Source organism: Neisseria uirgultaei (genome assembly GCF_962719845.1).
Lineage (GTDB): Bacteria > Pseudomonadota > Gammaproteobacteria > Burkholderiales > Neisseriaceae > Neisseria > Neisseria bergeri.
Map to the genome: position 1 here is coordinate 70,665 of NZ_CAUIYF010000007.1, position 22,130 is coordinate 92,794.

Consider the following 22,130-nt stretch of genomic DNA (forward strand, 5'->3'; position numbering starts at 1 on the left):
ACCTAATTATAAGGGATAATCAAAATGCCGTCTGAAAGCCCATTTCAGACGGCATTTGAATCTGGCCTGCCTTATCTGCCCAAATATTTTGCCCAATTGAGATACAGCCGGGCAATATTTTCTTCATAGCTGTGGGCAGAAGGAATATAACCGTCTTTAGGCGGCATATATCTGACAAATGATTCCATTTCTTCCGGGTAATCAAAATCTGCATAAATTTTTTCAACTTCCCCCAAAGGATCCTCAAATTCTTCTTTTCTATGGAATACATCGCTTAAGAGGACGTACAGCCAATTTTTAGGGGAATAATCCCTCATTTCCGAAGCCAAATCTTCCAGAACAGGTTTTAATTCAAGAATATTAGATTTGTTGATTAAAGATAGCTTGAACACGCGTTCATCATGATCTGAAAGCGTCATTTTTCGGGCATAAGCTACTACATCAGCCCAACCCAAGTATTTATTCTCATATCCCCACAGAATATCCTTCCAAGAAAGGCGGACTTTTTGCGCGGTTAAATCAAGGTTCATTTTTTACTCTGGTTGCCTGCTCCGTGTTCACGCATCGGTTTGCCTGCCCCGTCATTCCGCCCCTTCCGATTATGCCTGTTACGAAAAGTCTTCCAAATGACGGCTGATTGCCTCTTCAACAGTCGGATACCAATCCATAAATGAAGCCTGCAATTCCTCTAAAACCAACTCATTGAATAAATCATCCAAATTCCGCCAATCCGTTTTTTCATCCGGATGGAGAAAATTTGCCATAACGACAGTATGTTTGTTTTGGGAATAATCCGATAAGGCGCAAATCATCAGATACCGCCCCAAATGCTCCAGATAAAAAATTCGTTTTTCCAAGGGAAACCGTTTATTCCGTTGCCCGTTTTCCATTTTTCATCCTTTTTAACGTATCGGCTTCCGCGTCCTTCAAACTGGATTACCTGCCTTCCGCCAAGCAAACGCCCGCGCCCCTTTCATCATTTGAATATCCGTTTGACCATATTTACCAGATAACTATCTTCTTTATATAAATCAATCAGCAAAGGCACGATACCCGGCTCATAAAATAATTCTGTCGTATCAGACGTTTCTTTTAAAGCGGAAATTATTTCCAACAGTTCATACCCGTATCGGGGATAAGCAAACAAATAGGGGACTGTTTCACGCAAGCATGAAAATGCTTCGTAACTTTGCATTTTCCATATATGTTCATCTTTAAAATCACTCAAATACCATTCATCCAATTCACTTTCCGGATCGGATATCAATCGGATAAATTCATTTAGTTCGTCCTTAAACATATCGAATCCTTAAACATAAAATCTATTTGGGGCTGTCCTAGATAACTAGGGAAATTCAAATTAAGTTAGAATTATCCCTATGAGAAAAAGTCGTCTAAGCCAGTATAAACAAAATAAACTCATTGAGCTATTTGTCGCAGGTGTAACTGCAAAAACAGCAGCAGAGTTAGTAGGCGTTAATAAAAATACCGCAGCCTATTATTTTCATCGTTTACGATTACTTTTTATTTACAAAAAATGCAGATAAGAGTAATGTTTCTACTCGCCAAAATACAAGGCCTTTCATTCAACAACAAAATGGAGTGTAGAAACTATGAAACAATGGATGCTTTTAGGATTGCTGGGATTGGGCGCAGTGGCGCAGGCGCACGATGTTTGGGTGGCTGCACCGACACATCAGCCTGCCGGACAAATCCTGCATGCGGATTTGGGTTACAGCCATGACTTCCCCAATGTCGAAAAAATCGCCGACGACCGCGTACATATTTTCAAACCGCTGCAATTGACCGGCAGCTCAAAGAAAACCGTTGATTTGGTAAATAAAGGCGAAAACTATCAATACGTTTCCAAAGCTGCTTTGCCTGAAGGCTCCTACTGGGTCAGCGCAACCTACAAACCGACTTTCTGGTCGAAAAACCAAGACGGTTGGAAACAGCAAACCTTGAAACAGCTGGCCGGTTCAACCTATTGCGAACAGGCGCAAATGTTCGGAAAGAGCTTTGTCCAAGTGGGCAACGGCGCAGTTGATGAAGCTGTCTTGACCCGCCCTATCGGCCAAGAGCTGGAACTGGTTCCGCTGAAAAATCCGAACGAAGTCAAAGCCGGCGGTATTTTGCCGGTCAAAGTCCTATACAAAGGCGAGCCTTTGGTTAAAGCCACCGTTACCGCCAGCTCGGACACTTTGGCGGAAATGGACTTGGAATCAACCCATGACCACCGCGAACCTCAAGGCTTCTCCGGCAAAACCGATAAAAACGGCGTGGTCAATGTGATTACTCTGATTGACGGTTTGTGGAAAATCAAAGTCGTGAACGAGACCGATTACGGCGATAAAAGCGTATGTCAGAAAGACAATACTTACGCAACGCTGATTGTGCCTGTCGGTACCAAACGCGCAGCCGCACGCCATGCCCACCATCATCATTAACAACCATTAAAAAAGGCCGTCTGAACTTTCAGACGGCCTTCATTTATTCTAATTCATAACCCAAATTTCTAAAAAAACGGGAGAATGTTTCCAACTCATCACCATTTAATTGGGCAAAACGGACACGGTTGCAGCCGATCAAAACCACACTTTTATCAAAACAGTCCACATTTAGAAATGTTTGATGGCAAAGTAGAAGCAGATGAAAGTTATTTTGGTGGACAACGCAAAGGTAAACGCGGTCGCGGTACTGCCGGTAAAATCGCTGTATTCGGTCTTTTGAAGCGAAATGGTACGGTTTATAGAATACTCAAACCGCTACTTTATTTCCTATTATCCGTGAACAAGTGAAACCTGACAGCATTGTTTATACGGATTATTATCGTAGCTATGATGTATTAGATGTGAGCGGATTTAGCCATTTTAGCTTCGCTGAAACTTCGTTTTCGTATCAATCACAGCACACATTTTGCTGAACGACAAAACCATATTAATGGAATTGAGAACTTTTGGAACCAAGCAAAACGTCATTTACGCAAGTTTAACGGCATTCCCAAAAAGCATTTTGAGCTGTATTTAAAGGAGTGCGAATGGCGTTTTAACAACAGTGAGATAAAAGTTCAAATTTCCATTTTAAAACAATTAGTAAAATCGAGTTTATCCTAGTTATCTAGGACAGTCCCATCTATTTTTATCCCCATATCCTTATTTTCCACATCATGAATTTCAATGCCGTTAATATTTTGCGTTTTCCCAAGCCGTCCGCCACAGTATAAATTATTTTTTATATCAATTATTTATATGTTTAACAACTTGCCGCAGGGCTTGCTTTGGCTGCGTATCAAGATTGTCCGGTTCGCGGCGGGCGTTTGCTTTGTTTCAAACAGGGCGGCGCGTTTGGGATTTTCAAGGGACGACAGGCAGGAAAAGGAAATAAAAATGCCGTCTGAACGGCAAAACGTGCTTTCAGACGGCATTTTGAGCGGGACGCATCATCGCGCCAAAGCCTTCAAACATTCTTTGACCAATGCCGGACCTTTGTATATCAATCCGCTGTACACCTGGACGGCGGTCGCGCCCAAGCGGATTTTCTCTGCCGCGTCCTTGCCGTTCATGATGCCGCCTACGCCGATAATCGGCAGCTTGCCGTCGATGTGATCTGCCAACAGCTTCAACACCCGATTACTTTTTTCATGAACGGGCAGCCCGCTCAAACCGCCCTGCTCGCCTGCGAGCGGATGGCTGCCGAGGCTTGATTTGTCGATGGTGGTGTTGGTAGCGATGATGCCGTCCATTTCGACGGATTTGACAACGTGGGCGATGTCTTCGATTTGTGCTTCATCCAAATCGGGGGCGATTTTGACGGCGAGCGGAACGTATTTCCCGTGTACAGAGGCAAGCTGTGCCTGTTTGTTTTTCAAAGCCTCAAGCAATGCGCTCAACTCGTCGCCACCTTGCAGCGCGCGGAGGTTTTTGGTGTTGGGCGAGGAAATATTGACGGTGATGTAACTTGCGTGTGCGTAGGCTTTTTCGAGGCAGATTAAATAATCATCGGCAGCGTTTTCGATAGGTGTTATGGCGTTTTTGCCGATATTGATACCCAATACGCCGCTGAATTTACTTTTTTCGATGTTGCGTATCATGGTGTCGATACCGTGGTTGTTAAACCCCATTCGGTTAATGATGCCTTGGTGTTCGGGAACGCGAAAGAGACGCGGCTGCGGGTTGCCCGGCTGCGGTTTGGGCGTAACCGTGCCGATTTCGAGGAAGCCGAAACCGAGCGCGGCCAAAGCGTCGATGTATTCGCCGTTTTTATCGAGCCCTGCGGCAAGTCCGACAGGGTTGGGCAAATCCATGCCCATCAGTTTTACAGGTTTGGTACGGTTGTCGGTTACGGGAATCAGACCCAATTTATAAACCGTGTTGAGCGCGTCGAGCGTGAAGTGGTGGGCTTTCTCGGCATCGAGTGCAAACAGGATGCGGCGGGCAAGTGGATACATGACAGGGCTTTCTGCTTCAGATGGAAATGCTGTCATTTTAACCGAAATCCCGCCAAACATACGGCACACAGGTCAAACTTGAACGGCAAAACCCGCCGCACCCAAAAATGTACAAATCCGCAAATATTGATATAATAGGCATTAGATAGAAAACTCTATTAAAAGTCGGTACAATACCACCGATTTATTTCCCTTAAACAACCTGCCGCAAGGCATAAAGGAACGACTGACATGTCAAACATCGAACAACAAGTTAAGAAAATTGTTGCTGAACAACTGGGCGTAAACGAAGCCGACGTGAAAAACGAATCTTCTTTCCAAGACGACTTGGGCGCGGATTCTTTGGACACCGTGGAGCTGGTTATGGCTTTGGAAGAAGCCTTCGGCTGCGAAATCCCCGACGAAGATGCCGAAAAAATCACCACCGTCCAACTGGCTATCGACTACATCAATGCCCACAACGGCTAACCGGTCGTCGCCCGACACACAGCCTCTGCTGCACCGCGCAATAGAGGCTTTTCCCTTATATGGCAAACTGTTTGAACCCCTGCCGCAAATTTCAGACGGCATCTGCACGACAGCCGCATATGCCCCCATTCCGACAACCAACAGCGAGGTTATCATGAGTCAGAGAAGAGTAGTCATTACAGGCTTAGGTCAGGTTTCCCCTGTCGGCAACACTGTCGCAGAGGCTTGGGACAACCTGCTCGCCGGCAAAAGCGGCATCGGCGCGATTACCCGCTTTGACGCATCCGACATCAACAGCCGTGTCGCCGGCGAAGTCCGCGGTTTCGACATCGGACAATACATCAGCGCGAAAGAAGCGCGCCGGATGGACGTGTTCATCCACTACGGCATCGCCGCCGCGCTTCAGGCAATCGCCGATTCGGGTTTGGACGATGTGGAAAACCTCGATAAAGACCGCGTCGGCGTGAACATCGGTTCCGGCATTGGCGGACTGCCCAGCATCGAAGCCACCGGCAAAGCCGTAATCGAAGGCGGCGCGCGCAAAATCAACCCTTTCTTTATCCCCGGTTCACTGATCAACCTGATTTCCGGACACGTTACCATTCTCAAAGGCTACCGCGGCCCCAGCTACGGGATGGTTTCCGCCTGTACCACCGGCGCGCACGCCATCGGCGATTCCGCCCGACTGATCAAATACGGCGACGCGGACATAATGATTGCAGGCGGTGCCGAAGGCGCAATCAGCACTTTGGGCGTGGGCGGCTTCGCGGCGATGAAAGCCCTCTCCACCCGCAACGACGACCCCGCCGCCGCTTCCCGCCCGTGGGACAAAGGCCGCGACGGCTTCGTCATCGGCGAAGGCGCGGGCGTATTGGTGTTAGAAGAATTGGAACACGCCAAAAAACGCGGCGCGAAAATCTACGCCGAAATCGTCGGCTTCGGCATGAGTTCCGATGCCTACCACATTACCGCGCCGAACGAAGAAGGCCCCGCCCTTGCCGTTATCCGCGCGCTGAAAGATGCCGGACTGAATCCCGAAGACGTAGATTACGTCAACGCACACGGCACGTCCACCCCCTTGGGCGATGCCAACGAAACCAAAGCCCTCAAACGCGCGTTCGGCGAACACGCCTACAAAACCGTCGTCAGCTCGACCAAATCGATGACCGGCCACCTGCTCGGCGCGGCGGGCGGCGTGGAGGCGGTGTACAGCATTTTGGCGATAAATGACGGCAAAATCCCGCCGACCATCAACATTTTTGAACAAGACGTTGAAGCCGGTTGCGATTTGGACTACTGCGCCAACGAAGCACGCGACGCGGAAATCGACGTTGCCATCTCCAACTCCTTCGGCTTCGGCGGCACCAACGGCACGCTGGTGTTCAAACGCTTCAAAGGCTGATTCCGCAAAGCTGCCGCCGACATCGAAATGCCGTCTGAAACCGTTTCAGACGGCATTTTCAAAACACCCCGCCCGTTACCGGCACTTCGCGGCACACAAGGCAGCCTTATAATACGCAGGCAAACCCAAGCCTTGCCGGATTGCAGGATGAAACCCTGCCGTAGCAGACCGCATTTCCAATCCTATATTCAAGGTATCCGCCTTATGAAAATCGTCTTTATCACCACAGTCGCATCCAGCATTTACGGTTTCCGCGCCCCCGTCATTAAAAAATTAATCGGCAAAAACCATCAGGTGTATGCCTTTGTATCGGAGTTTTCCGATAACGATTTGGATATTATCAGGGAAATGGGGGTTACACCCGTTACCTACCGGTCAAACCGCAGCGGGCTGAACCCGTTTTCCGATATAAAATCCACCTTCCTCATATTTAAAGAACTCAAAAAAATATCGCCGGATTTGGTTTTCCCTTATTTCGCAAAACCCGTGATTTTCGGCACTTTTGCCGCAAAACTGGCAGGCGTGCCCAGAATCGTCGGGATGCTGGAAGGTTTGGGATTCGCATTTACCCCGCAGCCGGAAGGCATACCGTTAAAAACAAAAATCATAAAGGGGATTTTGATTGCCTTGTACCGCATTGCCCTGCCGATGTTGGAAAGCCTGATTGTATTAAACCCCGACGACAAAGACGAACTGACGGACAAATACGGCATCAAAATAAAAAACATCCATATTTTGGGCGGAATCGGTCTGGATTTGCGGCAATATCCTTATTCCGAGGCGGATATTCCCGATGAAAAAGAACCCGTAAAATTCCTCTTTATCGGCAGATTTCTGAAAGAAAAGGGGATTGATGATTTTATTCGGGCGGCAGAACGGGTTAAGGGCAAATACCCCGATACGGTTTTTACCGCTTTGGGCGCAATCGACGAATCACGCGGGGGGGGGGGCGATTTGGAACGGCTTATCGCCCGCGATATTATCCGTTTCCCCGGTTTTGTGAACAATGTTTCCGAAGTGATAAAAGAACATCATATATTCGTATTGCCGTCTTATTATAGGGAAGGCGTTCCCCGAAGCACTCAGGAGGCAATGGCCGTCGGCAGGGCGGTGATTACGACGGATGTACCCGGCTGCAGGGAAACGGTTGCCGACAAGGTCAACGGCTTCCTGATCGAACCTTGGAATCCCCGCATCTTGGCCGAAAAAATGATTTATTTTATCGAAAACAGGGAAGCCGTCCGCCTGATGGGGAATGCAAGTTATGCGATTGCCAAAGATAAATTCGATGCCGAAAAAGTCGATTTGAAATTGCTCGATATTTTGAAGGCGTAAACAAGGCTGCCGGCTTTTGAGTTTCGGTCATTTCTGATAAACCCCCGTCATTCCCGCGAAACCCCCGTCATTCCTGCGCAGGCGGGAATCCAGGTTCGTTGAGTTTCAGTCATTTCTGATAAACTCTTGCAACTTTGCGTTTCTAGATTCCCACTTTCGCGGGAATGACGGCGGAGGGGTTGCTGTTTTCCCGACAAATTCCCGCCATCTAAAATCTCGTTATCCATACAAGAACCGAAAATCTTGCCATTCTCACAAAAACAGAAATTCAAAAACAGAAATCCCAAACCCTCTCCATTTGGACGAATATCTATTTTCACGCCATCAGGACCTTTCCATGTTTCATATTGAGCCGCATCTGAACCAGTACGTCTAAAACCTTGTTCTTGCAATGCTTGACGTAATTCATCTCGCGTAGTTGGTCTGAGAGATTTAACAACTGGCTTGTTTCCTCCTGCCATCTCCCCATCTAAAGTCTGCATATGGCGGGCAGCAGGTTTTTTATAGCCGGTATTTTTAACCCAATCCCATTTAGTCGGGTTAAGTTCTACTTTTTTACCTCTCCAAACCGTACCTGCGGCCTCTGCTACGGCAAGGGCAGTTTGGGCTGTTGCAGTTATATTCGGATGGGCATCAGCCCATTGTCTGGCGGAATTGATGCCGTCTTTTACCGCAAAAGCACTGTCCTGTAATAGGCTCGCGGCAGCAAGTTGTGCTTCCGGACTTAATTTTCCTAAATCATTAATACCTTGTAGAGTCTGCTGAGCGGCTGTATCTGTGACCGGGCTTACCGCACTGTCTGTAATTGCCCCAATCCCTACTCCTTGAAAACCCATTAAAAAAGGATTAACCGCACCTTGGACGATGCCGCGAATATCATCCATACGGTTAGCCCACCAATTTTTATTGGGGTCGTTTTCCCATATCAGTTTTCCTGCTTCATCAGCACAATTAGGGTTGGCATTGATGCCCACCCAGTTCCAGCCTGAAAAGGATTTTTAATATACGGCAAAAGGTGGGCAACAAGTGCCCACCTTACCTAGCTAACATTTATCCCAAGTATCATATATTTTTTTTAGTTCTTTATCCAAAGAAAGAACTTTATTTTTTCAACACCATGAATTATCTCAAAATCTCTACAATCCACGCATACGCCTGAATAAATTTCTCCTACAATTGCTTGAATAATATACAACTCATCTTTATCGAGACTAATTTTAACTGAACTCTCTTCAAAATTAATTAATTTCATGAATAATTCCTTTTATTTTAATTCGTCATCAAAATACCGTTTGCCTGTTTTTGGTCTAAATGCTGTCCCACCATCTTTAGTCTTGGATATTTAGATTATAATCGTCAAATTCCCAGTCAAAATATTTTGCCAAATTTGATATAGACTTATCTTCAGACGTTGAATTACATATTTCCAATATATCATTTATCAATTTTAATATGTGTTCAATATTAAAACGGTTTGTAACAATTGAGTTTTTTAATGACATCGGTCTATGTATATTTGAAAGTAACCATTCAGTGCTATATATATAAACATAAAAATAATCAGCACCATTACTTTCATCAAAACCTATTGATAATGTCAAAAGTATACAAAAATTTTCTAACTTGTCTTGTGGGAAATCTTCCAAATCAAAGTCAGAACAATCATAATTTTTTAATTTTAATCTCATATAATTACCTAATATTTAAATGTCCATTTTTAATTTTATTCCTTTTTCCATTTGAATCAATAGTATAAGTTTCAAAATTTGCTTGAATACCTGTAGTTGCAAATTGTGAATTTTTTTCTGTTGGTGGCCGATATTGTCGAGTGCCATCTATACTTAACCATCCGCCTCCACTAGTTTGTCTTGCACCCTCACCAACCCAAATTTTACCTAGCCTATCTGCCTCTTCATAAGTTGCAGTTCCTATTGGAAAATTTTTTTCACTCTTATGAAGAGCTAGACTCAATCTTGGATCTTGAGCCGCAATGTTTTTTAAGTTTTGCCCAGTTAATTGATTAACTAATTGAGGATAAGTTGCAGCATTGGCTTTTCCTCCAGACGTTATAGATTTAGGCGGTTTATTCCCACCGGCCATTTCCCCATCTAAAGTCTGCATAGGTCGGGCAGCAGGTTTTTTATAACCGGTATTTTTAACCCAATCCCATTTGGTCGGGTTAAGTTCTACTTTTTTACCTCTCCAAACCGTACCTGCGGCCTCTGCTACGGAAAGGGCAGTTTGGGCTGTTGCTGTTATATTCGGATGGGCATCAGCCCATTGTCTGGCGGAATTGATGCCGTCTTTTACCGCAAAAGCACTGTCCTGTAATGGGCTCGCGACAGCAAGCTGTGCTTCCGGACTTAATTTTCCTGAATTATTAATACCTTGTAGAGTTTGCTGCGCAGAGATGTAGGTCGGATACTTGTATCCGACAAAAATATTTGACGCGTCTATCGTTTCCGAAATGCCGCTGTTGGAAAATGTCGGATTCGAGAATCCGACCTACGGCTGCTACCAACCATCATTTTCAGCTTCTTTTAGCCAAGTATCAAAATTTTCAAAAGTCTCGTAATATTTTGTATTATCTAAATTAACTACTATAATTTTAGGATTACCTGATTTATCTGAAATATCAAAACAGGCAGCCCACTCTTGGTTTCTAGCAAAAGGTAATAGGTTTGGAATGCCAGTTATTTCAAAATAAATGTCAATTACTTCTGATATATTGCTTTCTGCATTTTCAAACCACCAAGGAAAAGAATATTGTTCATCGTAGTTAATGGCATGAGTGGATTGAGCTAATTTTAAATAACTTTGCGGATATTTAAATCCTTTAGGAAGCATTGCTTCAGGATACGGAACAAAACTATTTTGTTTTATCATTTCCTAAGTACCTTTACATCATAAATACTTCCGTTAGGAAATCTTTTGCTCCACCCTTCTGGAACTCCTTTTTGTGTTTCTTGCTTTCTAATTCGTAGCTGGATAGCTTCTCCCCAAGTTTGAGGCTCAATACCATCATGCTTAAACCTGATTCTCTCTTTTGATGATAATCGGTCATTAAAATTATGAACATTCGCTTCCACTTTTACCCCTGCTTCACGTGCTGCCATAATACGCGTGTTATCCATACTAGTAGGTGCTCCATCAGGCATATTAACAACATCAACCCTGTCGCCAACCCATGATTTTTTTTCGTTCATTGCAGCTACAAGAGAATCATAGTTGTAATTTGCACCACGCTTCTGATAGCTAACTGTAGCTTGTGAAAAAGATGTACGAGTAGGATCTATGATTTGTCTGCCTACCGGCAAGACATAATCTCCTGAAGAAGGTTTAATAGGCTTGTTCTTGCCAGCTATTTGCCCATCTAAAGTCTTTCGGGTAACAGTTGTTTCATAGCCGGTATTTTTAACCCAATCCCATTTGGTCGGGTTAAGTTTTACTTTTTTACCTCTCCAAACCGTACCTGCGGCCTCTGCTGCGGAAAGGGCAGTTTGGGCAGTAGCTGTTATATTCGGATGGGCATCAGCCCATTGTCTGGCAGAGTTGATACTGTCTTTTACCGCAAAAGCACTGTCTTGTAATGCGGTTGCGGCAGCAAGTTGTGCTTCCGGACTTAAATTTCCTAAATGATTAATACCTTGTAGAGTCTGCTGCGCGGCTGTATCTGTGACCGGGCTTACTGCACTGTCTGTAATTGCCCCAATCCCTACTCCTTGAAAACCCATTAAAAAAGGATTAACCGCACCTTGGACGATGCCGCGAACATCATTCATACGGTTAGCCCACCAATTTTTATTGGGGTCGCTTTCCCATATCAGTTTTCCTGCTTCATCCGCACGGCTGAAAAAACCAGAGGCGGCACCGGCATTTTCTTTTAGCCAACGGTCTGAAAATGGGGCTTGAGGGACAATATTAGTCTTTGTTTTTGTTGAAGTTCCTTTGACATAATAGCTGTATATATCCCTTGCTCCTCCGGGGGGCGGATAATCGCTGCCTTGCGGCCCGTCATATCCATCCTCCGGATGGATTTCCGACCCTGTCCGATGAAGTTGGTAAACGGTAAAACCGCCGTCCACACCGCCGCTGAAATCAGAAGTGCTTTTTGAATCATGATGATCGAACGGACTGTGTACTTCATATCCGTGCCCTGAAAAATGGGTTTCATAGCCGATAACACCTTCAAATCCTGTCCGTTCGTGTGTAATAGGCAGTATGGGGCCGACCGCAGTTGCATCAAATGTTTGGACGGCGTAAACCCGATTTTTAACACTGCCGCGACCATCACCGAACAGATGGTATTTACCACCCGGTTCGTAGTGTTTTGCCTGCATATCATCGCGCAAACGGGCATCCAAACCGTTCGCATGACTAATGGGGATTTGCAGCAACGATATTGCTGCTGCAAACAGCATCATGAATTTTTGAATAGACAATTTCATTTTGTTTTCCTTGGTAGCAAGCGGTTATGGTAGTGTGAATTAAGGTTGCCCTTGTCTATGTTGTCGCACTACTTCATCGCTGTATCCATACCCCTTATGACTGTTATCAGTCTCTACGGATGGGGCAGAGTTACCCGTATGATTGCCGTATGGTTGGATATCGGAGAAATCGACCATTAATCCTTCCGTCGGTTTAATTCCTTTGCTTACTTTATACGGCCCCATCCACAATGCGTAATTTTCTTTATAGGCAGCTTCAAACGCATTGGTTTTGGGTTTGATGAGCAATTTTTTATTGGTTCTGTCTACTGCGAAATATTCCAGTTTTGTTTGGGCTTTCAGTGTTTCGGCATTGTATAGGTGCATTTCGGTTCTGTTGCGGATAGTTCCGAATACGTCGATGTTAATAAACACATCTGTATCGGCATTGGCAGGAGAAACAACGTCTATGCCGCGCAGGAAAAATACGGTCTGCACCAAGTGGGAAAGAAAGGCAGTGTCGCGCGGGTTAGTCGTCAAGGTTTCATTTCGATAATCCCCCATCCCGCCAATATTTAAGCCCAGACTGCTTTTACTTCCGCTACCGTCTGATTGGGTGCGCGAGAGTGCAGGGGCATTAAGTGTAGATAAAGAAGTGGTTAAACCTGTCAAACCGCCTGATGTTGTTTCAGCGGTGGTTTCGTAACGTGGATAGGTGTAATCGGTACGGACGGCAGGGCTGTTTATGTATTCGCCGCGAAGCAGTGCATCAATGGAGTAGCGACCCCCTGTCAAACTGCCTGCACCTTGGTCGCCCATAGTGGCAATGTACAATGCAACTTTTCGTCCGTGTAATGCCTGTAAATCCATGTCTTTAACAGCAGCTCTGGCAGAAGCGGCCACAAGTTCTTGTTCAACCGCGAAGCGTTTACCTCCGCCATGCGATGGAATACCTGTCAGTGTCCCGCAGGCGGATAAAATAAAAACTGAAAAAAGAATAGGTATCAGCAGCCGTGCTTGCATAGATTTTCTCCTTTGATAAAAGACAAATTGTATCAAAATTGTAAATAAATCATAAATTAAATAAAATATTTCTTTACTGGTTTTGTGGTTTGGTTTTCAATAGGTTGCCCGCACATAGCGGGATTTGCAGTTGCAATGACGGCGGCGGATTTTATAGTGGATTAACAAAAATCAGGACAAGGCGACGAAGCCGCAGACAGTACAAATAGTACGGAACCGATTCACTTGGTGCTTGAGCACCTTAGAGAATCGTTCTCTTTGAGCTAAGGCGAGGCAACGCTGTACTGGTTTAAATTTAATCCACTATAGGCTTTTTTCGGTCAGTTGCCGGTTAATCAGTCCCGGCAGTTCGGACAGGGTGTCGCCTTGCGCCAATCGGTTGCGGCATAAGGTGCTGTAATCGGGGATGCTTGGTTTGTTAAAACGGCAAAACAGGTTGAAATCGGTGCGAGTGATGAGTACGGCGTTGCCCTTATGCCGATTTTGTCCGCCTGCTGCAAGGCGGTTTGCCCAATGAAAAACAAAATGCCGTCTGAACATTGTTCAGACGGCATTTTCAAATGGAAGGCAATATAGTCGGCATATGAAAAATTGATGCATAAGGCAGGATGGGTTTAGGCTTGTTAATTTCCATATAATAAATGGCCGTATGAAGCCCATATGCGACTATATCTGCTGGCCTTATGGGCAATCAGCAGTGAACCAGTGTGCCTTCGTTTTCACCGGTTACTACACGTTTGAGCGAGCCTTCTTTGGCGATGCCGAAGACGACAATATTGAGCTTGCGTTCTCGGCAGAGGGCGAAAGCGGTCGCGTCCATCACTTTGAGATTTTTGTTCAAGGCTTCGTCAAAGGTAATGGTTTCGTAGCGTGTTGCAGTTGGGTCTTTTTTCGGGTCTGCGGTGTACACGCCGTCAACGTTGGTGGCTTTGAGCATCACGTCGCAGTTCATTTCCGCACCGCGCAATGCGGCGGCAGTGTCGGTTGTGAAGAACGGATTACCGGTACCGGCGGCGAAAATCACGACTTTGCCTTCTTCCAAATATTGAATGGCTTTAGGACGGGCGTAAGTTTCAGCGATTTGCTGCATGGAAAGCGCGGATTGTACGCGCGCTTTGATGCCCAAGGTTTCAAATGCGTCTTTGAGTGCCAAGGCGTTCATCACGGTCGCCATCATGCCCATGTAGTCGGCGGTGGCACGGTCCATGCTGCCTGCTTGTGCAGATACGCCGCGGAAAATGTTACCGCCGCCGACAACGATACCGACTTGCACGCCCATTTTAACGACTTCGGCAATTTCGCCGACAGTTTGAACGATGGTGTCGTGATTGATGCCGAATGGATCAGAGCCCATCAGGGATTCGCCGGAGAGTTTCAGTAATACGCGTTTGTATTTGATTTGCTGTGTCATGGGATACCTTGCTTTCTTGAATGTCGTCGGTCGGAGTTTGGGCCGTCTGAATTTTCAAACGGTCGGAATTACAATGATATGGTGTGTCGTTCTGTTATAGTGGATTAAATTTAAATCAGGACAAGGCGACGAAGCCGCAGACAGTACAAATAGTACGGCAAGGCGAGGCAACGCTGTACTGGTTTAAATTTAATCCACTATATTGTTTTGTTTTCAGACGGCCTGAATATTCGGTCGTCTTAAAATAGGTACCGTAAACGGTTTTCTCAAAAAAAAGCACCCTGATTCGTTTGGAATCCAGGTGCTTTCTTTTTCATAAGTGCCTTACACTTTAGCAGCGGCAGCAACTTCGGCTGCGTAGTCAACAACGGCTTTCTCGATACCGTCGCCTACTTTGTAGCGTACGAAGCTGATCACTTCAGTGCCGTTTTCTTTGGCGAATTGGGCAACAGTTTGGTCAGGGTTCATCACGAATGCTTGGCCGTTCAGAGTGATTTCAGCCAAGAATTTGCGGATACGACCTTCAACCATTTTAGCGGCGATGTCGGCAGGTTTGCCGGAAGCGATAGCTTGTTCGGTGTAGATGTGGCGTTCTTTTTCAACGGTTTCGGCATCTACTTCGGCTTCGCTTACGCATTGCGGTTTGGCGGCAACGATGTGCATACCGATTTTGCGTGCTACATCTTCAGAGCCTTTGTACTCAACCAAAACGCCTTCGGTAGCCAATGCACCGTGGATGTAGGCAACCAGTTGGTTGGCAGTGTCGATCACTTGGAAGCGGCGGACAGACATATTCTCGCCCAATTTGGCGATGATGGCTTTGCGTTCTGCTTCAACCAGTTCGCTCAGTTCTTCAACAGAAGCCGGTTTTTTCTCGGCAGCAGTTTTAGCAACGAAGTTGGCAAATTCTACGAAGCCCGCGTCTTTAGCAACGAAGTCGGTTTCGCAGTTTACTTCAACCAATGCGCCGACATTGCCGTTGATCGCGTAAGCCAATACGCCTTCGGCAGCGGTACGGCCGGCCAGTTTACCGGCTTTCGCACCGGATTTGATACGCAGGATTTCTTCGGCTTTGTCGAAGTTGCCTTCGGCTTCAACCAAGGCTTTTTTGCATTCCATCATGCCCAGGCCGGTAGCGGCGCGCAGGTCGGCAACCATTTTTGCAGTAATTTCTGCCATTTTGAATCTCCTAGATTTTGGGGAAATACGGAAAGGATTTCCCGTATTTGGGAATCGTGTGCCGCGAACGGACGTTCAGACGGCATATTTGAGAAAAGGGGCATAACGCCCCTCTTCGGTTTGCCGGATTACTCGGCAGCAGCTTCTTGGGCAGCGGCTACGGTTTCTTGCAGCGCTTGGTTTTTGCCTTCCAAAACTGCGTCGGCGATGCCGCGGCAGTACAGGCGGATAGCTTTGGCGGAGTCATCGTTACCAGGGATAACGTATTTCACGCCGTCAGGGCTGTTGTTGGTATCGACTACGGCGATAACAGGGATGCCCAGTTTTTCAGCTTCAACCAGAGTACCTTTTTGGTAGCCGGTATCGATAACGAAAATCGCGTCAGGCAGGCCTTTCATGTTTTTGATACCGCCCAAAGAACGTTCCAGTTTTTCAACGTCGCGTTGCATTTCCAGAATTTCTTTTTTGTTGAAACCGCCTTCGGCAGCGTTTTCCAGGGCAGCAGTTTTTTCTTCCAGGCGTTTGATGGATTGCTTAACGGTTTTGTAGTTGGTCAACATACCGCCCAACCAACGGTGATCAACGAAAGGCATACCGGCACGGGTAGCTTCTTCGCGGATGATGTCGCGGGCTTGGCGTTTGGTACCTACGAACAATACTGTACCTTTGTTGGCAACCAGACGGCGTACGGCTTCTTGCGCGTCTTGGAACATCGGCAGGGTTTTTTCCAAGTTTACGATATGGATTTTGTTGCGCGCACCGAAAATGTATTGAGCCATTTTCGGGTTCCAGAAACGGGTTTGGTGGCCGAAGTGGACACCGGCTTCAATCATCTGACGCATAGTAATTTGAGACATTTTGATTTCCTTGAAAGGGTTAAGGGCACACATTCAATCGCATAGAACTTGATAGGCAGCGCCTATTGTCAAGCACCCTTCGGCGAAAGTGGGCATAAGTTTTAAAAAATAAAAGAGTGTTTCCGAAATGGAAAACTCATGGATTATAGCGGATAAGAGGGCGTCTGAAAAGGGATTTTATACCGTTCCGTCCTGTTTTTCATCCGCCTGCTCCTGCTGTTTCATCAAGCGGTTGCGGCGGCGGACGGTTACGACGAAGACTGTGAACACGGTGGGCAGAACCGCCCAAAAAACCAAATAAATCAAGGCGCGCGCAATACTCGGCTGCGCGGCGGAAAACATCACGGCAACAAAAAGATAGCCGATGGCGACAATGTGCCACATTGTGTGTGTCCTGTTTGAATGTTAACAAAATCGTTATAATCGCAACATTCTACCGCAATCCTGAAAGGCCGTCTGAAATGAGGAACGAGGAAAAACACGCCCTGCGCCGAGAATTGCGTCGCGCCCGCACACAGATGGGGCATCAAGGGCGGTTGGCGGCGGGGCAAACGATTAACCGCCTGCTCAAGCGTTATATTAAAAAAGGGCGGAAAATCGGCGTGTATTGGCCGATGGGCAACGAACTGCGGCTGGACGGTTTCGTCCGTGCGGCGCAAAAACGCGGTGCCAAACTCTATCTGCCTTATATCGAACCGCGTTCGCGGCGGATGTGGTTTACGCCGTATCCTGAAAGCGGAATGGAACGGGAGCGCATACTGGGCAGGGCGAAGTTGAACGTGCCGCAGTTTGCAGGTCGGAAAAGGCGTGTGCATGATTTGAACCTCTTGCTTGTGCCAGTGGTCGGTATGGACAGGTTGGGCTACCGCTTAGGACAGGCGGGCGGCTATTACGATGCGACGCTTGCGGCGATGAAATACCGTTTGCAGGCAAAAACCGTGGGCGTGGGCTTTGCCTGCCAGTTGGTGGACAGGCTGCCGGTCGAGGAGCACGACCGGTCTTTGGACGGTTTTGTGTCGGAGGCGGGGATATTGTGTTTTTAGCCGTTCAGACGGCATTTCGGGCGGAAATGCCGTCTGAAGGCGGAATATTGGGAGAAAAGGATGTCGGAAAGGATAATACTGCCGGTCTTGTCGTTGGGCGGCGTTCGTCTCGAACCGTTGGATGTGCATCATGAAACGGGTTTGCGCGAGGCGGTTTGCGATGGGGAAGTTTGGAAGCTGGGGGTAACGTCCGCGCCCCATCCGGATAGGGTGGCAGACTATATCGGGACAGCATTGGCAACGCGTTTGGCGTTTGCGGTTGTCGATGAAGAGGCGGGCAGGGTGGTCGGGACAACGGCGTATTATCATTTTGAACCGCAGATTCCGCGTTTGGATATTGGGTTTACATGGTATGCGGCATCGGCACAACGGACACGGATAAACACCTGTTGCAAAATCATGTTGTTGGATTACGCGTTCGATGTTTTGGCTTGCTGTTGCGTGGGATGGCGCACGGATATTCTGAACCTTGCCTCGCAACGTGCCATCGAACGGCTGGGCGCGGAAAAAGACGGTGTGCTGCGTATGCATATGCTCCGTAAAGACGGCAGTGTGCGCGATACGGTTGTGTACAGTATGCTGAGGAAAGATTGGTGCAAAAACAGGGAAATCCTGACCGGCAGGTTGGCGGGATATGGCGTGCAGGTATGAGGCAGTATTTTCAAATTTAAAAAACTTAACGCAATATGCTGACAATCTTTTAAAAATTAATATATAAACAATTTTGATTTTTTATCTATTAAAAATTTGATATATATAGATAAATAACTATTTTTATTTTCCATTTCGCAGTTTCCCGGCTTGGCGGGCGACAGAAAAACTTTGCATTTCCCAGTAAAATCCACTACATTCACGATAACATATTACAAGCCCCTGAAGCGGTGTCGGAAGCCATACTTGCAACGCATTCCAACCCCGAAACAGCGTGCTCGGACACACACCATTGCCGGTTTCCCCTGCTTTTGCGATTCAGGCGTTTGTAGTACGGCAAATAACCATAAGGGCAGAAGATGCCTGTTTTTTAGGAGTAAACCATGGCTGAAGCGACAGACGTTGTCTTGGTGGGCGGCGGCATTATGAGCGCGACTTTGGGCGTTTTGCTCAAAGAACTCGAACCGTCTTGGGAAATCACCCTGATTGAACGCTTGGAAGATGTGGCGTTGGAATCTTCAAACGCGTGGAACAACGCCGGCACGGGGCATTCCGCGCTGTGCGAATTGAACTATGCGCCGCTGGGTGCAAATGGGATTATCGATCCGACGCGTGCCCTCAATATTGCCGAACAGTTCCATGTCAGCCGTCAGTTTTGGGCGACGCTGGTTGCGGAAGGCAAGTTGGAGGATAATTCTTTCGTCAATGCCGTGCCACATATGTCTTTGGTGATGAATGAAGACCACTGCCGTTACCTGCAAAAACGCTATGATGTGTTTAAAACGCAGAAACTTTTCGAAAATATGGAATTTTCCACCAATCGGAACAAAATTTCCGATTGGGCTCCGCTGATTATGCGCGGCCGGGACGAAAACCAACCCGTCGCCGCCAACTACTCCGCCGAAGGTACGGATGTCGATTTCGGACGGCTGACGCGCCAGATGGTGAAATATTTGCAGGGCAAGGGCGTAAAAACCGAGTTCAACCGCCACGTTGAAGACATCAAACGCGAATCCGACGGCGCGTGGGTGCTCAAAACCGCCGATACCCGCAACCCCGACGGGCAGCTCACCCTCCGCACCCGCTTCCTCTTCCTCGGCGCGGGCGGCGGCGCGCTGACCCTGCTGCAAAAATCCGGCATCCCCGAAGGCAAGGGCTACGGCGGCTTTCCCGTGTCCGGCCTGTTCTTCCGCAACAGCAACCCCGAAACCGCCGAACAACACAACGCCAAAGTGTACGGGCAGGCCTCCGTCGGCGCGCCGCCGATGTCCGTCCCGCACCTCGACACACGCAACGTGGACGGCAAACGCCACCTTATGTTCGGTCCTTACGCAGGCTTCCGTTCCAACTTCCTCAAGCAAGGCTCGCTTATGGATTTGCCGCTGTCCATCCATATGGACAACCTCTATCCTATGCTGCGCGCCGGCTGGGCGAATATGCCGCTGACCAAATACCTGCTGGGCGAATTGCGTAAAACCAAAGAAGAACGCTTCGCCTCCCTGCTGGAATACTACCCCGAGGCAAACCCCGACGACTGGGAACTCATCACCGCAGGGCAACGCGTCCAAATCATTAAAAAAGACTCCGAAAAAGGCGGCGTGCTCCAGTTTGGTACGGAGATTGTCGCCCACGCCGACGGCTCGCTCGCCGCATTGCTGGGCGCGTCGCCGGGCGCATCGACCGCCGTGCCGCTGATGATCCGACTGATGCACCAATGCTTCCCCGAGCGCGCCCCGTCTTGGGAAGGCCGTCTGAAAGAGCTGGTACCGGGTTACGGCATCAAGTTGAACGAAAACCCCGAAAGGGCGGATGAAATTATCGCCTATACCGCGAAAGTGTTGGATATTTAAGCCGAATCTTTCAAGAAAAGCCGTACCCCCATATGGTGTTGATGCCGTCCCTGCCAGTTATGCCCTTCATCCGGCAGGGCAGGTTTTGATACACGGGGCAGGTAATCGTTTTTTCCCTTTTGCGAATAATGGAACGGTCAAAAAAACAGCGTTTTCATTTCTGAAAACGCTGTTTTTTGTTGCCTGATTAACGTGGGGAACAGTCTTTGAAGACGATTTGGTTGTCAGGTGCGGTAATCATAATGGGCTGTTTGCGGTAGGATTTGCCATCCATCACGCCGGTACCCAAAACATAACCGCCTTCTTTGCCGTAGAATGTTTCTACATTGTCGGATTTGTCCAAATTGACAGGCATTTGCACGCGTTTGCCGTTGATGACGGCGGAGGCGTATGTGGTCAGACCCTGTTTGTTGAAGCCGTAGGTTACTTTGACTTTTTTACCTTGCTGGCAGACGTAGCTGACGGTTTTTTTTGCAACAGTGGGGTTGTCCGTGCCAGCGGCGGCAGCCATACTGCTGAGCGCGATTGCGGAAGACAGGATTGCGGTGGTCAGAAGTTTCATTTTTATTCCTTTGGATAGATGTGGAGTTTGCCCGTTTCGGACTGTTTGATATTCTAATGTCGGCGTATCCTGAAATAAACAGGAAATTGGATAAAGTTTGTAAAAAGGCAGGTTCGGGCGGTTCGGCAGTTTGATGCAGGGGCGGCAGGCGGGGTACGGCAGCCTGTCCGGTGTTTCAGACGGCATTGTTTGCGTTTTTCGGAAATAAAAAACCTCCGGACATCCGGAGGTTGCGGTTTAACCTTGTTTTTTTCTTTCGGCCTTGGTCTGTTTGGACAATTCGGCATACAGGTCGGGATGGTGTTTTTTCAACAGGGCGGCGATTTCCATATCTTTTTTGTTGACTTTCGCCAAATCGATGCATTCGATATGGACGAGGCGGAGCAGTTCGCGTACGGGTTTGGGCATCTTGCGGCCGGTTTCGTAGCGCGAGCCTCCGGACTGGGTAACGCCGACCTTGCCCCAGAAGTCTATCTGGTTCAGCCCGGTCTTTTTACGGATGGCTTTAACATCTTCTATATTTTCAAATATTTTCATAAAATTTCCTTTAAGTTTGTCTGGTTGCGGGGCAAATCCCGATTTGCTTTGTTTTTGTAATGTGCCGGGTCAAGCTTGTTTTTATATTGTATATTATATCTGCCGTTTTTTCAGACGGCATTGTTTGTTTTTATGGGGTGGATACGTCCGGCTTCAGGGTTTGCCGGAGGCGGGGCTGACGGTGAGGATTTCGTAGCCGGTTTCGGTAACCAAAACTTCGTGTTCCCATTGGGCGGAGAGGGAGCGGTCTTTGGTAACCACCGTCCAGCCGTCGTTGAGGATGCGCAGGTGGCGTTTGCCTTGGTTGATCATCGGTTCGACGGTGAAAATCATACCCGGTTTTAGAACGGGGCCCTGTCCTTTTTTTCCGTAGTGCAACACTTGCGGGGCTTCGTGGAAACCGCGTCCGATGCCGTGTCCGCAAAATTCCTGTACGACGGAATAGCCGGCGTTTTCGGCAACCTGTTGGCAGGCGTAGCCTACGTCGCCCAGCGTCGCGCCGGGTTTGACGGCTTTGATGCCCGCCATCATAGAGGCGTGGGTTACGTCAATCAGCCGTTGGGCGATGGGGGAGACTTTGCCGACGGTAAACATACGGCTGGAGTCTCCGTGGAAACCGTCTTTTTTGATGGTGAGGTCGATGTTGATGATGTCGCCTTCTTTGAGCGGCTTGTCGTCTGGGATGCCGTGGCAGATGACGTGGTTGACGGAGGTGCAGCAGGATTTGGGGTAGGGCGGGTTGCCGTAGTGGAGGGGGGCGGGGTAGCCGCCTTGGACGTTGACGTGGTAGTCGTAAACGAGTTTGTCGATTTCGTCGGTGGTTACACCGGGTTTGACGAATTGTCCGATGTAGTCGAGGGCTTTGGCGACGAGTTTGCCCAGCTCGCGCATTTTTTCGATTTCTTCGGGGGTTTTGATGATGATGCCGTTCATAATGC

At 47.7% G+C, this 22,130-nt stretch carries 25 protein-coding genes and 6 pseudogenes; 10 read left to right on the top strand and 21 right to left on the bottom strand.

Annotated elements, in window-relative coordinates; translation table 11 throughout:
- Positions 1-71: 71 nt before the first annotated feature.
- The 3 genes from Q9J32_RS05995 to Q9J32_RS06005 form a co-directional block, all read right to left on the bottom strand.
- Positions 72-530, bottom strand: a complete 459-nt coding sequence (locus tag Q9J32_RS05995; protein ID WP_301884225.1) for a DUF2247 family protein — start codon at positions 528-530, stop codon at positions 72-74.
- A gap of 78 nt (positions 531-608) precedes the next feature.
- Positions 609-890 (bottom strand): hypothetical protein, encoded by a 282-nt coding sequence (locus tag Q9J32_RS06000; protein ID WP_301666840.1) that lies wholly within the window; start codon positions 888-890, stop codon positions 609-611.
- 86 nt (positions 891-976) lie between these two features.
- Positions 977-1,300: a hypothetical protein gene (locus tag Q9J32_RS06005; RefSeq protein ID WP_301884223.1), complete on the bottom strand. Its 324-nt coding sequence runs from the start codon at positions 1,298-1,300 to the stop codon at positions 977-979.
- Positions 1,301-1,379: 79 nt separating this feature from the next.
- Here Q9J32_RS06005 and Q9J32_RS06010 point away from each other — a divergent pair.
- The 3 genes and pseudogenes from Q9J32_RS06010 to Q9J32_RS06020 all read left to right on the top strand — a co-directional run.
- A pseudogene (locus Q9J32_RS06010) lies at positions 1,380-1,523 on the top strand (IS1595 family transposase); the annotation flags it as partial.
- Between the two features lie 90 nt (positions 1,524-1,613).
- Complete coding sequence (locus tag Q9J32_RS06015) at positions 1,614-2,447, top strand: DUF4198 domain-containing protein (RefSeq protein ID WP_003753332.1); 834 nt, start codon at positions 1,614-1,616, stop codon at positions 2,445-2,447.
- 153 nt (positions 2,448-2,600) lie between these two features.
- A pseudogene (locus Q9J32_RS06020) lies at positions 2,601-3,113 on the top strand (IS1595 family transposase); the annotation flags it as partial.
- 131 nt (positions 3,114-3,244) lie between these two features.
- Here Q9J32_RS06020 and Q9J32_RS06025 read toward each other — a convergent pair.
- Positions 3,245-3,424: a hypothetical protein gene (locus Q9J32_RS06025; protein ID WP_301884220.1), complete on the bottom strand. Its 180-nt coding sequence runs from the start codon at positions 3,422-3,424 to the stop codon at positions 3,245-3,247.
- Positions 3,425-3,439: 15 nt separating this feature from the next.
- Complete coding sequence (locus Q9J32_RS06030; RefSeq protein WP_301884218.1) at positions 3,440-4,447, bottom strand: quinone-dependent dihydroorotate dehydrogenase; 1,008 nt, start codon at positions 4,445-4,447, stop codon at positions 3,440-3,442.
- 231 nt (positions 4,448-4,678) lie between these two features.
- On the opposite strand from Q9J32_RS06030, the gene acpP reads away from it, so the two are divergent.
- The 3 genes from acpP (at position 4,679) to Q9J32_RS06045 (ending at position 7,652) form a co-directional block, all read left to right on the top strand.
- Positions 4,679-4,915, top strand: a complete 237-nt coding sequence (gene acpP / locus Q9J32_RS06035) for an acyl carrier protein (protein ID WP_002215574.1) — start codon at positions 4,679-4,681, stop codon at positions 4,913-4,915.
- Positions 4,916-5,069: 154 nt separating this feature from the next.
- The gene (gene fabF / locus Q9J32_RS06040) at positions 5,070-6,317 is read left to right on the top strand and encodes a beta-ketoacyl-ACP synthase II (protein WP_301884230.1); all 1,248 of its coding nucleotides are present in this window, start codon (positions 5,070-5,072) and stop codon (positions 6,315-6,317) included.
- Positions 6,318-6,521: 204 nt separating this feature from the next.
- Positions 6,522-7,652 carry a glycosyltransferase family 4 protein gene (locus Q9J32_RS06045; RefSeq protein ID WP_304666977.1) on the top strand — a complete coding sequence of 377 codons (1,131 nt, stop codon included), beginning with the start codon at positions 6,522-6,524 and terminating at the stop codon, positions 7,650-7,652.
- Between the two features lie 440 nt (positions 7,653-8,092).
- Here the strand turns inward: Q9J32_RS06045 and mafB (Q9J32_RS06050) are convergent.
- The 10 genes and pseudogenes from mafB (Q9J32_RS06050) to pyrH all read right to left on the bottom strand — a co-directional run.
- Positions 8,093-8,599 (bottom strand): annotated as a pseudogene (gene mafB / locus Q9J32_RS06050) (polymorphic toxin MafB class 3); the annotation flags it as partial.
- A 128-nt stretch (positions 8,600-8,727) separates the two neighbouring features.
- A complete protein-coding gene (locus Q9J32_RS06055; RefSeq protein ID WP_301884327.1) occupies positions 8,728-8,904 on the bottom strand; it encodes a hypothetical protein in 177 nt (58 codons plus the stop codon).
- 76 nt (positions 8,905-8,980) lie between these two features.
- Positions 8,981-9,340, bottom strand: coding sequence for an immunity 8 family protein (locus Q9J32_RS06060; RefSeq protein ID WP_002218298.1), 360 nt, complete (start codon positions 9,338-9,340; stop codon positions 8,981-8,983).
- Between the two features lie 4 nt (positions 9,341-9,344).
- Positions 9,345-9,722 (bottom strand): hypothetical protein, encoded by a 378-nt coding sequence (locus tag Q9J32_RS06065; protein ID WP_228476424.1) that lies wholly within the window; start codon positions 9,720-9,722, stop codon positions 9,345-9,347.
- A pseudogene (locus tag Q9J32_RS06070) lies at positions 9,720-10,070 on the bottom strand (MafB family polymorphic toxin); the annotation flags it as partial. The gene Q9J32_RS06065 and the pseudogene Q9J32_RS06070, both read right to left, overlap by 3 nt.
- Positions 10,071-10,166: 96 nt before the next feature.
- Positions 10,167-10,538 carry an SMI1/KNR4 family protein gene (locus Q9J32_RS06075; RefSeq protein ID WP_002218307.1) on the bottom strand — a complete coding sequence of 124 codons (372 nt, stop codon included), beginning with the start codon at positions 10,536-10,538 and terminating at the stop codon, positions 10,167-10,169.
- Positions 10,535-12,100 (bottom strand): polymorphic toxin MafB class 3, encoded by a 1,566-nt coding sequence (gene mafB, locus Q9J32_RS06080; protein ID WP_107819563.1) that lies wholly within the window; start codon positions 12,098-12,100, stop codon positions 10,535-10,537. Before mafB (Q9J32_RS06080) ends, Q9J32_RS06075 begins: the two co-directional genes overlap by 4 nt.
- Positions 12,101-12,139: 39 nt before the next feature.
- The gene (gene mafA, locus Q9J32_RS06085) at positions 12,140-13,102 is read right to left on the bottom strand and encodes an adhesin MafA (RefSeq protein ID WP_301884352.1); all 963 of its coding nucleotides are present in this window, start codon (positions 13,100-13,102) and stop codon (positions 12,140-12,142) included.
- Between the two features lie 306 nt (positions 13,103-13,408).
- Positions 13,409-13,561: pseudogene (locus Q9J32_RS06090) on the bottom strand (IS5/IS1182 family transposase); the annotation flags it as partial.
- Positions 13,562-13,793: 232 nt separating this feature from the next.
- Positions 13,794-14,513 carry a UMP kinase gene (gene pyrH, locus Q9J32_RS06095; RefSeq protein WP_301884354.1) on the bottom strand — a complete coding sequence of 240 codons (720 nt, stop codon included), beginning with the start codon at positions 14,511-14,513 and terminating at the stop codon, positions 13,794-13,796.
- Between the two features lie 95 nt (positions 14,514-14,608).
- On the opposite strand from pyrH, the pseudogene Q9J32_RS06100 reads away from it, so the two are divergent.
- Positions 14,609-14,716 (top strand): annotated as a pseudogene (locus Q9J32_RS06100) (IS5/IS1182 family transposase); the annotation flags it as partial.
- Between the two features lie 121 nt (positions 14,717-14,837).
- Here the strand turns inward: Q9J32_RS06100 and tsf are convergent.
- From tsf to Q9J32_RS06115, 3 genes are all read right to left on the bottom strand, one after another.
- Entirely contained in the window at positions 14,838-15,692 is an 855-nt protein-coding gene (tsf, locus tag Q9J32_RS06105) for a translation elongation factor Ts (protein WP_002223203.1), read from the bottom strand.
- Positions 15,693-15,820: 128 nt separating this feature from the next.
- Entirely contained in the window at positions 15,821-16,549 is a 729-nt protein-coding gene (gene rpsB, locus Q9J32_RS06110) for a 30S ribosomal protein S2 (protein ID WP_301884356.1), read from the bottom strand.
- A 177-nt stretch (positions 16,550-16,726) separates the two neighbouring features.
- Complete coding sequence (locus Q9J32_RS06115) at positions 16,727-16,933, bottom strand: hypothetical protein (RefSeq protein ID WP_002243106.1); 207 nt, start codon at positions 16,931-16,933, stop codon at positions 16,727-16,729.
- Positions 16,934-17,010: 77 nt separating this feature from the next.
- Here Q9J32_RS06115 and Q9J32_RS06120 point away from each other — a divergent pair, with 77 nt between their 5' ends.
- The 3 genes from Q9J32_RS06120 (at position 17,011) to Q9J32_RS06130 (ending at position 20,093) form a co-directional block, all read left to right on the top strand.
- Positions 17,011-17,592 (top strand): 5-formyltetrahydrofolate cyclo-ligase, encoded by a 582-nt coding sequence (locus tag Q9J32_RS06120; RefSeq protein ID WP_301884358.1) that lies wholly within the window; start codon positions 17,011-17,013, stop codon positions 17,590-17,592.
- A gap of 60 nt (positions 17,593-17,652) precedes the next feature.
- On the top strand, positions 17,653-18,243 hold the full coding sequence (locus tag Q9J32_RS06125; protein ID WP_118834173.1) for a GNAT family N-acetyltransferase: 591 nt from the start codon (positions 17,653-17,655) through the stop codon (positions 18,241-18,243).
- Between the two features lie 383 nt (positions 18,244-18,626).
- On the top strand, positions 18,627-20,093 hold the full coding sequence (locus Q9J32_RS06130) for a malate:quinone oxidoreductase (protein ID WP_301884366.1): 1,467 nt from the start codon (positions 18,627-18,629) through the stop codon (positions 20,091-20,093).
- Between the two features lie 187 nt (positions 20,094-20,280).
- On the opposite strand, the gene Q9J32_RS06135 is transcribed toward Q9J32_RS06130, so the two are convergent.
- From Q9J32_RS06135 to map, 3 genes are all read right to left on the bottom strand, one after another.
- The gene (locus Q9J32_RS06135) at positions 20,281-20,655 is read right to left on the bottom strand and encodes an ACP-like domain-containing protein (RefSeq protein WP_002225721.1); all 375 of its coding nucleotides are present in this window, start codon (positions 20,653-20,655) and stop codon (positions 20,281-20,283) included.
- Between the two features lie 237 nt (positions 20,656-20,892).
- Positions 20,893-21,192 carry a helix-turn-helix domain-containing protein gene (locus tag Q9J32_RS06140; RefSeq protein ID WP_025457489.1) on the bottom strand — a complete coding sequence of 100 codons (300 nt, stop codon included), beginning with the start codon at positions 21,190-21,192 and terminating at the stop codon, positions 20,893-20,895.
- 153 nt (positions 21,193-21,345) lie between these two features.
- Positions 21,346-22,125, bottom strand: coding sequence for a type I methionyl aminopeptidase (gene map, locus Q9J32_RS06145; protein WP_301884368.1), 780 nt, complete (start codon positions 22,123-22,125; stop codon positions 21,346-21,348).
- Positions 22,126-22,130: the final 5 nt, after the last annotated feature.